Below are 12756 nucleotides of genomic sequence, written 5' to 3' on the forward strand. Positions count from 1 at the left end.
CCTCAATGATGGTTATTTTTTAAAAGCGTCCGCTAATTTCTGCGTCGCTGAGCGGAACACGCCGAGGTCGCTGCCGACGGCAACAAAGGTGGCCCCCCACTCCAGGTAGCGACGGGCATCTGCCTCAACCGGCGCCAGAATGCCGCACGGTTTACCGTGCGCTTTGGCGCGGGCAAAGATGTGCTGGATTGCGCGCTGCACGTCAGGATGGCTGGCGTTACCCAGATGACCAAAGGCGGCAGCCAGATCGCTTGGGCCGACAAAGATACCGTCCACGCCGTTTGTGGCTGCAATCGCGTCGAGGTTATCAACGCCCTGCTGGCTCTCGATCTGAACCAGAATGGTGATGTTGTTATTGGACTGAGCGAAGTAGTCCTTAACGGTGCCAAACATGTTGGCGCGGTGCGAAACGGAAACGCCGCGGATCCCTTCCGGCGGATAGCGCGTTGAGGCCACGGCCAGCGCCGCCTGTTCTTCCGTTTCCACAAACGGGATCAGGAAATTGTAGAAACCGATATCCAGCAGGCGCTTGATAATCACCGGATCGTTAGTGGGCACACGCACTACCGGGGCGCTGGGGCTGCCTTTCAGCGCCATCAGCTGCGGAATAAAGGTGCTGATATCGTTCGGCGCATGTTCGCCGTCCAGCACCAGCCAGTCGAACCCGGCCAGGCCCAGCACTTCGGTGCTGATAGGGTTTGCCAGCGCGGACCAGCAGCCAATCTGAATCTGGTGCGCCGCAAGAGCCGCTTTAAACGTATTCGGGAAGATATCGTTATTCATCTCATATACCTTTTTAATTCCGCAGTTTTAGCCCGTATTATTCATTTCGAAACAGATTCTTTTTATATTTATTTCTCTGACTGAATGTTGGCGCAATAAAATCGTCATTCAGTATAATCGGCTCTGTGTGACATCACATTGTCTTAATGCTCAAGTATCACGCTGCATCTCAACGCTATTTTGAGCATACGCACAAAGCAGTGGGCGCTAATGCACAGAATCAAGGATTAGTCCGCCTGAAACGATCGCGATCACATTTTCACTTTTCCCGTCCTGACATGCTTTATTCCTTCGATAAGAAAACGATTATCCAGGAGCTATATTTCATAGCTGAAACTTTGCCGGAGAAAAGTGAATAATGGCCGATATTGCAATTAGAGAGGCATCGCCGACGGCGTTTTATATTAAGGTTCACGATACGGATAACGTGGCGATTATTGTCAACGACAGTGGCTTAAAAGCAGGCACCCGCTTCCCGGACGGGCTTGAGCTGATTGAGCACATTCCGCAGGGACACAAGGTCGCGCTGGTCGATATTCCTGCCCACGGTGCAATCGTCCGTTACGGTGAAGTCATAGGCTATGCGGTACGCGCTATCCCGCAGGGTAGCTGGATTGAGGAATCGCTGGTTGAACTGCCCAAAGCACCGCCGCTGAATACCTTGCCGCTGGCTACCCGCGTTCCTGAACCGCTTCCTCCGCTGGAGGGGTATACCTTCGAAGGCTACCGCAACGCGGACGGCAGCGTGGGAACCAAAAACCTGCTCGGCATTACCACCAGCGTGCACTGCGTGGCGGGCGTGGTGGATTACGTAGTGAAAATCATTGAGCGCGATCTGCTGCCGAAGTATCCGAACGTCGACGGCGTGGTGGGTCTTAACCACCTGTACGGCTGCGGTGTGGCGATCAACGCGCCAGCGGCGGTCGTGCCGATCCGTACCATTCACAATATCGCCCTTAACCCGAACTTTGGCGGCGAGGTGATGGTGATTGGTCTCGGGTGTGAAAAATTGCAGCCAGAGCGCCTGCTGCAGGGCACCGAAGATGTCAAAGCCATCCCGGCTGACGAGGCCAGCATCGTGCGCCTGCAGGACGAACGCCACGTTGGTTTCCGTTCGATGGTCGACGATATTCTGCAGGTGGCGGAGCGTCATCTGGACAAACTCAACCGTCGCCAGCGCGAAACGTGCCCGGCGTCGGAACTGGTGGTGGGCACTCAGTGCGGCGGCAGCGATGCCTTCTCTGGCGTGACGGCTAACCCGGCGGTGGGCTATGCGTCCGATCTGCTGGTGCGCTGCGGCGCCACGGTGATGTTCTCCGAAGTCACCGAAGTGCGTGACGCCATCCATCTCCTTACGCCGCGCGCCGTTAATGAAGAGGTGGGGAAACGCCTGCTCGAGGAGATGGCCTGGTACGATAGCTATCTCGATATGGGCAAAACGGACCGCAGCGCCAACCCCTCTCCGGGCAACAAGAAAGGCGGCCTGGCAAACGTGGTGGAAAAAGCCCTCGGTTCGATAGCTAAATCCGGCCAGAGCGCGATTGTGGAAGTGCTCTCTCCGGGCCAGCGGCCAACCAGGCGCGGTCTGATCTATGCGGCTACGCCTGCCAGCGATTTTGTTTGCGGCACCCAGCAGGTGGCGTCCGGCATTACGGTACAGGTCTTTACCACCGGGCGCGGTACGCCGTACGGCCTGATGGCGGTCCCGGTGATCAAGATGGCGACCCGCACCGAGCTGGCAAACCGCTGGTATGACTTAATGGACATCAACGCGGGCACCATTGCCACCGGGGAAGAGAGTATTGAAGACGTGGGCTGGAAACTGTTCCACTTTATTCTGGACGTGGCAAGCGGGCGGAAGAAAACGTTCTCGGACCAGTGGGGGCTGCATAATCAGCTGGCGGTGTTTAACCCGGCGCCGGTGACGTGAGTTTGCTGTAAACCTCGCTTAGCATGGCTTCGGCCATGCTTTTTTTTTCTTTCATTTCTTTCGCATTCTTATCTTTCGTTTCGATTCTTTCATTTTTAAGATACCAATCACAAAATAACATTCCGAAACCCTATACTCTCTTTCGCATAAACAAAACGAAAGGTTTCGGAGGAAAGATGTTCATCATCTCGTCGAAAGCGATGCTGTTAAAAGCACAGCGCGAAGGGTACGCCGTACCGGCATTCAATATTCATAATCTCGAAACGCTGCAGGTGGTCGTTGAAACGGCCTCTGAGATGCGCTCCCCTCTGATCGTCGCGGGTACGCCAGGTACGTTTAGCTATGCCGGAACCGGGAACGTGGTCGCCATCGCCAGCGATCTGGCCAAAACGTATAACCAGCCACTGGCGATCCACCTCGATCATCACGAAGATTTCGACGATATCGCGCAGAAAGTACAGAGAGGGGTCCGCTCTGCAATGATCGACGGCTCTCATCATCCGTTCACTGAAAACGTGGCGCTGGTGAAGAGAGTGACAGACTACTGCCACCGCTACGACGTTAGCGTGGAGGCTGAACTTGGCCGTCTTGGCGGTCAGGAGGATGACCTGGTCGTCGACAGCAAAGACGCGCTTTACACCAACCCGCAACAGGCACGCGAATTTGTTGAATTAACGGGTATCGACTCATTGGCCGTCGCCATCGGTACCGCGCACGGCCTCTACACTGCCACGCCGAAACTTGATTTTGAACGTCTGGCAGAGATCCGCAATCAGGTCGATATCCCGCTGGTGCTGCACGGCGCTTCAGGTTTATCTACGGCCGGTATCCGTCAGGCCATTCGCCTCGGTATCTGCAAGGTCAACGTTGCCACAGAACTCAAAATCGCCTTCTCGAATGCGCTGAAAACCTATCTCGCTTCACATCCCGAAACCAGTGACCCGCGACATTACATGGTGCCCGCCAAACGTGCCATGAAAGAGGTGGTGCGCAAAGTCATTAACGATTGTGGTTGTGAAGGAAAACTCTAAAGTCCTGACCCGGAGGAAATGTGAAAGATATTATTGCCCGCCATAAGGCGGGAGAGCATCTCGGTATTTGTTCTGTCTGTTCAGCGCACCCGCTGGTTATCGAAGCCGCACTGCGGTTCGATCTGCATACCGACAACAAGGTACTGATTGAGGCCACCTCAAATCAGGTGAACCAGTTCGGCGGGTACACCGGTATGAAACCCGCTGATTTCCGTAATTTCGTTCTGAAGATTGCTAAAGAGGTGGGCTTTCCGCATGAACGTTTGATCCTGGGTGGCGATCATCTGGGGCCAAACTGTTGGCAAAACGAACCGGCAGACGCGGCGATGGAGAAATCCATCGCATTGATCAAAGCCTATGTCGCGGCAGGGTTTAGCAAGATCCACCTGGACGCCTCCATGTCCTGCGCCGACGATCCTGTTCCACTCCCGCCAGGGGTGGTGGCACAGCGTGCTGCCCGACTGTGTAAAGCGGCAGAAGAGACGGCCACTGAAGAACAAAAAGCGGCGCTGACCTACGTGATTGGTACTGAGGTTCCCGTTCCAGGCGGTGAGGCCAGCAGTATTAGCAGCGTGCATGTTACCCGTGTGGAAGATGCCGCGCAGACGCTGGAAACGCATCGTGAGGCCTTTGCCGCGCTCGGTCTGGACGAGGCGATGACGCGCGTGATTGCGATAGTCGTGCAACCCGGCGTGGAGTTCGACCATACGCAAATTATTCACTACCAGCCGCACGCGGCAGAGGCGCTTTCCGGCTGGATCCGCCAGACCCCCATGGTCTATGAGGCGCACTCCACCGACTACCAGACTCGTCAGGCCTATCGCGCTTTGGTTCGCGATCACTTCGCGATCCTGAAAGTCGGTCCGGCGCTTACCTTTGCCCTGCGAGAAGCCATTTTTGCCCTCGCGCAAATGGAGAAGGCCCTCATCGCCCCTGAGCAACGCAGCCATGTGCTTGACGTGATCGACGAAGTCATGCTGAACGAGCCGGATTACTGGAAGAAGTATTACCGCCCCACCTGGAGCCAGGCAATGGTGGATATTCACTTTAGCCTGTCCGATCGCATTCGCTACTACTGGCCGCACCCGCGCATTCGCCAGAGCGTTGAGAAGTTAATTGCTAATCTGAACGCAACCTCCTTGCCTCTGGGGCTGATCAGCCAGTTTATGCCCGTCCAGTTCGAACGATTGTCGATGAATGAGATCGCCGCAACACCGCAAAATCTCATCATCGACAAAATACAGGATGTATTACGCGCCTATCGATTTGGCTGCACCCCTGAACCCGTCTGATGCCGGAGAATGTATGAGTCACGTTTTTGTCCGTACCGGAATTGAGTTTGAAACCTGCCAGCAGGCGCTGGCGCATATTGGCGAGGAGATGCTGGCTAACGGTGTTGTACACGCCACCTACCCTGCCGCCCTTATGGAAAGGGAGATGAACTACCCCACCGGCATTGCTCTTGAACGCCATGCGGTCGCTATTCCGCACTGCGAAGCCATACATGCGAAACGCCCCGCGATTTACCTGATTCGCCCGGACAAACCGGTGCATTTTCAGCAGGCTGACGATGATGGCGAGGTCGCCGTCTCACTCATCATCGCGTTAATCGTTGAAAACCCTGCGGCGCAAATGAAATTGCTGCGCCGCCTTTTCAGTGAGCTACAAAACCCGGACACGCTGGACATGCTGCTGGCGGTGCCCGCAGAGCGCCTGGCCGATCGTTTCCGGGAGACGATCCTTGAGCCTGTCGCCTGTGCCCAGGCTTCATAACATACTGATAATAAAAAGGAGTACCCTATGAAACGCAAAGTTATTGTTGCTTGCGGCGGTGCTGTCGCCACCTCAACCATGGCAGCAGAAGAGATCAAAGAGCTGTGTGAAGCCCACCACATTGAACTGGATCTGGTCCAGTGCCGGGTGACTGAAATCGAAACCTATATGGACGGCGCAGATCTAATTTGTACCACGGCGAAAGTTGACAGAGCCTTTGGCGACATCCCGGTGGTGCACGGCATGCCGTTTGTATCCGGCGTCGGCGTCGAAGCCCTGCAGCAAAAAATTCTGACCATCCTCGAGGGGTAAGATCATGTTTACCGAAATCATGCGGTATATTCTCGACCTCGGTCCCACCGTCATGCTGCCCATAGTCATCATCATCTTCTCGAAGCTTCTGGGGATGAAGCTGGGCGATTGCTTTAAATCCGGCCTGCATATTGGCATCGGCTTCGTCGGGATCGGGCTGGTTATCGGCCTGATGCTTGACTCCATCGGCCCGGCGGCCAAAGCGATGGCTGAGCAGTTCCAGATTAACCTGCACGTGGTGGACGTCGGCTGGCCGGGTTCATCCCCAATGACCTGGGCATCACAGATTGCACTTATTGCTATCCCTGTTGCCATTGGCGTTAACGTTGTCATGCTGGTGACGCGGATGACCCGGGTAGTAAACGTCGATATCTGGAACATCTGGCACATGACCTTCACCGGTGCGATGCTGCACCTGGCAACCGGCTCTTACTGGCTGGGGATCCTGGGCGTTGTGGTGCACGCAGCCTTTGTTTACAAGCTTGGAGACTGGTTTGCTAAGGACACCCGGGACTTTTTCGGTCTGGAAGGGATCGCCATCCCTCACGGCTCGTCAGCTTACCTTGGCCCGATCGCCGTTCTGGTCGATACGATTATCGACAAAATCCCAGGCGTGAAGCGTATTCATTTTAGCGCAGACGACGTGCAAAAACGTTTTGGCCCGTTTGGCGAACCGGTCACGGTTGGGTTTGTGATGGGACTGGCTATTGGCATGCTGGCTGGCTACGACGCTAAATCGGTTCTCCAGCTGGCCGTTAAAACCGCCGCCGTGATGCTGCTGATGCCGCGCGTCATCAAACCCATCATGGATGGCCTGACGCCGATTGCTAAACATGCCCGTAAACGTCTGCAGGCGAAGTTTGGTGGGCAGGAGTTCTTGATCGGTCTCGATCCGGCGCTGCTGCTGGGCCATACGTCCGTCGTCTCCGCCAGCCTGATTTTCATCCCACTAACCATTTTGATTGCGGTTCTGGTGCCGGGCAACCAGGTGCTGCCGTTCGGTGACCTTGCCACCATCGGCTTCTTTGTGGCGATGGCGGTCGCGGTGCATCAGGGCAACTTGTTCCGCACGCTTATCTCTGGCGTCATCATCATGGGCATTACGCTGTGGATTGCGACCCAGACCATCGGCCTGCATACCCAGCTTGCGCAAAATGCTGGCGCGTTGAAAGCAGGCGGACTGGTGGCCTCCATGGACCAAGGCGGTTCACCCGTCACCTGGCTGCTCATCCAATTGTTCACCTGGCAAAACGTGGTGGGGTTCATCGTGATTGGCGCGATTTACTTCACCGGCGTCCTGCTCACCTGGCGACGCGCCCGCGTATTTAACGCGGCAGAAAAGAACGTCGCTAACCCGCAAAGCCAGACGATGTCTTGATATCCGGGGAGCCAAGCTCCCCCTCTTTTTCTGGAGTGAATATGAAATCAGTGGTAATTCACGCTGAGGGCAACGTGCGTGTTGAAGAACGTCCAATCCCTCAGATTCAGGCTGCGGATGATGTGCAGGTGCGCATTGCCTGCTCAGGATTATGTGGCTCCGATATCCCGCGAATTTTTGCCGGAGGGGCGCATTATTATCCCATCACCCTGGGACATGAATTTAGCGGTTATGTCGAAGCCTGTGGTACCGAAGTGCACGATCTCAAAGCAGGCGATCCGGTTGCCTGCGTGCCATTACTGCCCTGCTTTTCCTGTCCGGCATGTGAAAAAGGCTATTACTCGCTCTGCAAGCAGTATCAGTTTGTCGGATCTCGTAGCGAAGGCGGCAACGCGGAATATATCGTGGTGAAGCGCGCAAACCTGTTCCGCCTACCAGCAGAGATGGCAATTGAGGATGGCGCTTTTATTGAACCCATAACCGTAGGGCTACACGCGTTTCATCTCGCTTCCGGCTGCGAGGGTAAGAACGTCATAATTGTCGGCGCAGGGACGATTGGCCTGCTGGCGATGCAGTGTGCGCTGGCATTGGGCGCCAACAGCGTAAGCGCGATCGATATCAACGACGATAAGCTCGCGCAGGCAACAGCGCTGGGGGCAACTCAGGTGTTTAATAGCCGAGCTCTGGGCGCAGACGACATCCTCAACGCCTTGAGCGACAACCCGTTTGATCAGTTGGTTCTGGAGACTGCTGGCACACCGCAAACCGTCACGCTCGCCATTGATATCGCCGGGCCGCGCGCCCAGGTCGCTCTGGTGGGTACGCTGCATCACGACCTGAACTTACCTGCGGCGACATTTGGGAAGATACTGCGTAAGGAGTTGACGCTTCTGGGAAGTTGGATGAATTATTCGGCCCCGTGGCCGGGTGAAGAATGGGAAACCGCAGCCCGCCTGCTCACAGAGAAAAAACTGCAGCTAAAGCCCCTTATTGCTCATACCGGCGATAGCGACAGCTTTGCTCAGGCCGTGCAAGGACTAAACGGTGCGCCTATGCAGGGCAAAATCATGCTGCGCTTCGCGTAGTGCTTCGAGCCAGCAACCTGAGCTGGCTCACATTTGCTTTCGAATATTGTCATACACCTTTCGCATCCCTTCGATTAGAATAGAGGCAGTTAATTATCAGGCAATTCAATATGAACTCATTTGAGCGACGCAATAAAATCGTTGACCTCGTCAACGCTCAGGGCAGTGTCATGGTGCTGGATCTGTCAAATATGTTTGGCATTTCAGAAGTAACGATTCGAACAGATCTCCGCCTGCTGGAAGAAAAAGGATTGGTCACGCGTTTTCACGGTGGCGCAGCAAGACCCGGCAGCAGCCTGGCGGAAAGCGAAAATCAGGAAGTGGTACTGGAGGATCGTTATCAGCTGGCGAGCGACCCGAAAAAGCGGATCGCACAGACTGCAGCATCCATGATTGAAGAAGGGATGACGATCATTCTCGATAGCGGTAGCACCACCATGCTCATCGCCGAAGCACTCACCAAAAAAGCCAACATCACCGTCATCACCAACAGCCTGCCTGCCGCGTTTGCCCTCTCGGAAAATAAAGATATTACGCTCGTGGTCTGTGGCGGTACCGTGCGCCATAAAACCCACTCTATGCATGGCACCATCGCCGAGCGCTCTCTGACCGGGATAAGCGCGGATCTGATGTTTGTCGGCGCGGACGGTATTGATGCCACCAACGGCATTACAACGTTCAATGAAGGCTATTCGATTAGCAGCGTGATGGCTGCCGCAGCGCATAAGGTGATTGCCGTGCTGGACGCCAGCAAGTTCAACCGCCGCGGGTTCAACCAGGTGTTGCCGATGGAAAAAATCGACTGTGTGATAACGGATGATGGGATCGGAAAGCACGAAAAAGAACTGTTGGGTAAAACGGGCACCGAGATCATTACGGTTTAGCGAAAGACGCAGATCGGCGGATGACCTGCGCAATTTTCTTTTCCGACATTTATTACGACATTTATTCCGACACTCTAGATTTTGTAGGCCGGGCAAGCGCAGCGCCGCCCGGCAAAAAAGGCGGAGTATGGATCACTCCCCCTGCTGCTCCAGCGCATGCTTATACAGCGCATTTTTCTTCACGCCGTGGATCTCCGCCGCTAATGCCGCCGCTTTCTTCAGCGGCAGTTCCGCCTGCAGCAGCGCCAGCGTGCGCAGCGCGTCGGCTGGCAGCGCGTCTTCCTGCGCCTTATGCCCTTCGACAATCAGCACCATTTCACCCTTGCGGCGGTTTTCGTCTTCCTTCACCCACGCCAGCAGTTCACCCACCGGCGCACCGTGAATGGTTTCCCAGGTTTTGGTCAGCTCGCGCGCCAGCACCACGTAGCGACTCTCGCCCCAGACGGTGACCATATCTTCCAGGCTTTCCAGCAGACGGTGAGTGGATTCGTAGAAAATCAGGGTACGCGGCTCGGCCTCCAGTTCCTTTAACACATCGCGGCGGCCTTTGGATTTGGCGGGCAGGAAACCTTCATAGCAGAAGCGATCGGACGGCAGACCCGCCGCGCTCAAAGCAGCAATGGCGGCGCACGGCCCCGGCAGTGGCACAACGCGAATACCGGCTTCACGGCAGGTACGCACCAGGTGATAGCCAGGGTCGTTAATCAGCGGCGTACCGGCATCGGAGACCAGCGCAATGTTCTGGCCCTCTTTCAGCTTCGCCACCAGCGTTTCGGCTTTTTGTTGCTCATTGTGATCGTGAAGGGCAAACAATCGGGCGTTAATCGCGAAATGTTGCAGCAGTAAACCGGTGTGTCGGGTGTCTTCAGCCGCAATTAAATCAACAGCTTGCAATACAGTGAGGGCACGTTGGGTAATATCAGACAAATTCCCGATAGGAGTAGGTACAATATAAAGCTGGCCTTGAGAATTATCTGCCGTTTCGTGTTGTTTCATTGTTTCGTCCGTATTGCCGATTTAATATTGAGCATTGCGTAAAAAAAATCACTGGATACAGTATGGTACCGTTAACGTTTCTTCGAAAAAAAGCCACGCGCAGCGTGCCGCTTCTGCTCGCAGCACTGATATTTGCAGGCTGTGGCACCCAGGCACCTGACCAGAGCACCGCCCATCTTCAGGGCTCCGCTCAGGCTGATTCTGGCTTTTATCTGCAACAAATGTCGCAGAGTACAAATGATACCAGGATCAACTGGCAATTACTCGCCATTCGTGCACTGCTGAAAGAGGGCAAAACCCAGCAGGCTGCCGAGCTGTTCGGCCAACTGCCGAAAGAGCTTAACGATACCCAGCGTCTTGAGCAGAGCCTGCTCTCTGCCGAGCTGAAGGTCGCGCAGAAAGACTATGAGAGCGCGAAAAAGATCCTGGGGAGCATCGACCTGAGCGCGCTGGATAAAAACCAGCAGGCGCGCTTCTGGCAGGCGGGCATCACCGCAGAACAGGGGCGTCCTTCCCTGACCCTGCTGCGCGCCTTGATTGCCCAGGAGCCGCTGCTCGCCGGGGCCGACAAGCAGAAAAACATTGATGCCACCTGGCAGGCACTTGCCTCGATGACCCAGGATCAGGCAAAGGCGCTGGTCATCAACGCGGACGAAAACGTGCTGCAGGGCTGGCTGGATCTGCAGCAGATGTGGTTTAACAACCGCAGCGATCCAAAAATGCTGAAAGCCGGTATTACCGACTGGCAGACCCGTTACCCGCAGAACCCGGGGGCGAAAATGCTGCCAACCCAGCTGGTAAACGTGCAGAACTTTAAGCCAGCATCGACCAGCAAAATCGCGCTGCTTCTGCCGCTAAATGGCCAGGCGGCCGTGTTTGGCCGTACGATTCAACAGGGCTTTGAAGCGGCGAAAAACGGCACCTCGCCGGTGACGGGCAGTGCGGTACCGGTACAAGCGGCCCAGGCGGCCAACGTAAACGACGTTGTCAGCCCCTCCGCCGCAGAGACCAGTGACCTGACCACGGCGCAAACGCCGGCGCAGGGCACAATGCAAAACCCGGTTACCGCACCGACTACCCCACCAGCTACAGCAGCACCTGCGGCACAGCCTCCGGCTGAGACACAAGCGACGCCTGCACCTGAGGCAACAGCAGAACAGCCTCAACAGCAGCCTGTACAACCTGCATCCCAACCTGCCGCTCAGCCGCAGGCCGTGGCGACCACCAGCGCGAACCCTGGCGCTGAGCTGAAAATCTACGACACCAGTTCGAAACCGCTCGATCAGGTGCTGGCGCAGGTTCAGCAGGACGGGGCGAGCATCGTTGTCGGCCCGCTGCTGAAAAATAACGTGGAAGAGCTGATGAAGAGCAACACCACGCTGAACGTGCTGGCGCTCAACCAGCCGGAACAGGTTCAGAACCGGGCCAATATTTGCTACTTCGCGCTTTCTCCGGAAGATGAAGCCCGCGATGCGGCGCGTCATATCCACGAGCAGGGTAAACAAGCTCCGCTGCTGCTGATCCCGCGCAGTACGCTTGGCGATCGCGTGGCTAATGCCTTTGCCGACGAGTGGCAGAAGCTGGGCGGCGGCATCGTGCTGCAGCAGAAATTCGGTTCCGTCTCTGAACTGCGTGCGGGCGTCAACGGCGGGGCGGGTATTGCGCTTAACGGCAGCCCGGTTTCCGCCAGCCTGCCTCAGCAGCAGAGCGTGACCATTGGCGGGCTGACCATCCCTGCCCCACCTACTGACGCGCAGATTAGCGGTGGCGGTAAAGTGGATGCGGCCTATATCGTTGCCACGCCGCAGGAGATCGCCTTTATCAAACCGATGATTGCGATGCGTAACGGCAGCCAGAGCGGCGCAACGCTCTACGCCAGCTCCCGCAGCGCGCAAGGTACTGCGGGCCCGGATTTCCGTCTGGAAATGGACGGCCTGCAGTACAGTGAAATTCCAATGCTGGCGGGCAGCAACCCGGCGCTGATGCAGCAAGCGCTAAGCTCCGTACGTAACGACTACTCTCTGGCGCGTCTGTATGCGATGGGCGTCGATGCGTGGGCGCTGGCGAACCACTTCACCCAGATGCGTCAGGTGCCGGGCTTTGAGCTTAACGGCAACACCGGCGATCTGACCGCGACGCAGGACTGCGTGATTAACAGGAAGTTATCATGGCTCAAATACCAGCAGGGGCAAATCGTCCCGGCCAGTTAAGCCGTAAAGAGACCGGCGATGCGTGGGAGTTAAAAGCGCGTCGCTGGCTTGAAGGCAAAGGACTGCGCTTTATCGCCGCTAACGTCCGCGGGCGCGGCGGCGAAATTGATCTGATCATGAAAGACGGTCAGGTGATTGTGTTTGTAGAAGTCCGCTTTCGACAGTCTTCCCGTTTTGGCGGTGCTGCCGCCAGCGTGACGCTCGCCAAACAACATAAATTATTACAGACTGCCCACTTGTGGCTTGCCCGCCATAATGGGAGCTTTGATACTGTGGATTGCCGTTTCGATGTGATAGCCTTCACCGGAAATGAGATCGAATGGCTTAAAAACGCTTTTGGCGAAGACGCATAATTAAGATTTAAAAGGGATAAC

12 protein-coding genes are annotated in these 12756 nt (G+C 55.9%); 10 read left to right on the forward strand and 2 right to left on the reverse strand.

Annotated elements, in window-relative coordinates; translation table 11 throughout:
- Nucleotides 1-12: 12 nt before the first annotated feature.
- Nucleotides 13-783 carry a 2-dehydro-3-deoxyglucarate aldolase gene (garL, locus tag V1603_RS23775; RefSeq protein WP_116342217.1) on the reverse strand — a complete coding sequence of 257 codons (771 nt, stop codon included), beginning with the start codon at nucleotides 781-783 and terminating at the stop codon, nucleotides 13-15.
- Between the two features lie 358 nt (nucleotides 784-1141).
- On the opposite strand from garL, the gene garD reads away from it, so the two are divergent.
- From garD to V1603_RS23815, 8 genes are all read left to right on the forward strand, one after another.
- On the forward strand, nucleotides 1142-2713 hold the full coding sequence (gene garD, locus V1603_RS23780) for a galactarate dehydratase (protein WP_116342220.1): 1572 nt from the start codon (nucleotides 1142-1144) through the stop codon (nucleotides 2711-2713).
- A 176-nt stretch (nucleotides 2714-2889) separates the two neighbouring features.
- Complete coding sequence (locus V1603_RS23785) at nucleotides 2890-3744, forward strand: tagatose bisphosphate family class II aldolase (RefSeq protein ID WP_395313357.1); 855 nt, start codon at nucleotides 2890-2892, stop codon at nucleotides 3742-3744.
- 20 nt (nucleotides 3745-3764) lie between these two features.
- The gene (gene gatZ / locus V1603_RS23790) at nucleotides 3765-5036 is read left to right on the forward strand and encodes a tagatose-bisphosphate aldolase subunit GatZ (protein ID WP_116342226.1); all 1272 of its coding nucleotides are present in this window, start codon (nucleotides 3765-3767) and stop codon (nucleotides 5034-5036) included.
- 13 nt (nucleotides 5037-5049) lie between these two features.
- A complete protein-coding gene (gene gatA / locus V1603_RS23795) occupies nucleotides 5050-5517 on the forward strand; it encodes a PTS galactitol transporter subunit IIA (RefSeq protein WP_116342229.1) in 468 nt (155 codons plus the stop codon).
- Between the two features lie 27 nt (nucleotides 5518-5544).
- Nucleotides 5545-5829, forward strand: coding sequence for a PTS galactitol transporter subunit IIB (gene gatB, locus V1603_RS23800; RefSeq protein ID WP_163329737.1), 285 nt, complete (start codon nucleotides 5545-5547; stop codon nucleotides 5827-5829).
- 4 nt (nucleotides 5830-5833) lie between these two features.
- A complete protein-coding gene (locus V1603_RS23805; protein ID WP_395313358.1) occupies nucleotides 5834-7207 on the forward strand; it encodes a galactitol-specific PTS transporter subunit IIC in 1374 nt (457 codons plus the stop codon).
- 41 nt (nucleotides 7208-7248) lie between these two features.
- A complete protein-coding gene (gene gatD, locus V1603_RS23810; protein WP_163329739.1) occupies nucleotides 7249-8292 on the forward strand; it encodes a galactitol-1-phosphate 5-dehydrogenase in 1044 nt (347 codons plus the stop codon).
- Between the two features lie 110 nt (nucleotides 8293-8402).
- Entirely contained in the window at nucleotides 8403-9176 is a 774-nt protein-coding gene (locus tag V1603_RS23815) for a DeoR/GlpR family DNA-binding transcription regulator (protein ID WP_395313359.1), read from the forward strand.
- Between the two features lie 132 nt (nucleotides 9177-9308).
- On the opposite strand, the gene rsmI is transcribed toward V1603_RS23815, so the two are convergent.
- Nucleotides 9309-10172 carry a 16S rRNA (cytidine(1402)-2'-O)-methyltransferase gene (rsmI, locus tag V1603_RS23820; RefSeq protein WP_395313360.1) on the reverse strand — a complete coding sequence of 288 codons (864 nt, stop codon included), beginning with the start codon at nucleotides 10170-10172 and terminating at the stop codon, nucleotides 9309-9311.
- 62 nt (nucleotides 10173-10234) lie between these two features.
- Between rsmI and V1603_RS23825 the strand changes: the two genes are divergently transcribed.
- Both V1603_RS23825 and V1603_RS23830 read left to right on the forward strand, forming a co-directional pair.
- Nucleotides 10235-12382 (forward strand): penicillin-binding protein activator, encoded by a 2148-nt coding sequence (locus tag V1603_RS23825; protein ID WP_163329741.1) that lies wholly within the window; start codon nucleotides 10235-10237, stop codon nucleotides 12380-12382.
- Nucleotides 12340-12735 (forward strand): YraN family protein, encoded by a 396-nt coding sequence (locus V1603_RS23830; RefSeq protein ID WP_028014533.1) that lies wholly within the window; start codon nucleotides 12340-12342, stop codon nucleotides 12733-12735. Before V1603_RS23825 ends, V1603_RS23830 begins: the two co-directional genes overlap by 43 nt.
- Nucleotides 12736-12756 lie beyond the last annotated feature (21 nt).

The sequence above is a fragment of the Enterobacter sp. ECC-219 genome, assembly GCF_043966805.1.
Lineage (GTDB): Bacteria > Pseudomonadota > Gammaproteobacteria > Enterobacterales > Enterobacteriaceae > Enterobacter > Enterobacter cloacae_N.

Coding starts and splice junctions, on each gene's coding strand:
- rsmI (WP_395313360.1), bottom strand. CDS start 10,172: ATGAAACAACACGAAACGGCAGATAATTCTCAAGGCCAGCTTTATATT.
- V1603_RS23825 (WP_163329741.1), top strand. CDS start 10,235: ATGGTACCGTTAACGTTTCTTCGAAAAAAAGCCACGCGCAGCGTGCCG.
- gatB (WP_163329737.1), top strand. CDS start 5,545: ATGAAACGCAAAGTTATTGTTGCTTGCGGCGGTGCTGTCGCCACCTCA.
- V1603_RS23815 (WP_395313359.1), top strand. CDS start 8,403: ATGAACTCATTTGAGCGACGCAATAAAATCGTTGACCTCGTCAACGCT.
- garL (WP_116342217.1), bottom strand. CDS start 783: ATGAATAACGATATCTTCCCGAATACGTTTAAAGCGGCTCTTGCGGCG.
- V1603_RS23830 (WP_028014533.1), top strand. CDS start 12,340: ATGGCTCAAATACCAGCAGGGGCAAATCGTCCCGGCCAGTTAAGCCGT.
- V1603_RS23785 (WP_395313357.1), top strand. CDS start 2,890: ATGTTCATCATCTCGTCGAAAGCGATGCTGTTAAAAGCACAGCGCGAA.
- gatD (WP_163329739.1), top strand. CDS start 7,249: ATGAAATCAGTGGTAATTCACGCTGAGGGCAACGTGCGTGTTGAAGAA.
- V1603_RS23805 (WP_395313358.1), top strand. CDS start 5,834: ATGTTTACCGAAATCATGCGGTATATTCTCGACCTCGGTCCCACCGTC.
- garD (WP_116342220.1), top strand. CDS start 1,142: ATGGCCGATATTGCAATTAGAGAGGCATCGCCGACGGCGTTTTATATT.
- gatA (WP_116342229.1), top strand. CDS start 5,050: ATGAGTCACGTTTTTGTCCGTACCGGAATTGAGTTTGAAACCTGCCAG.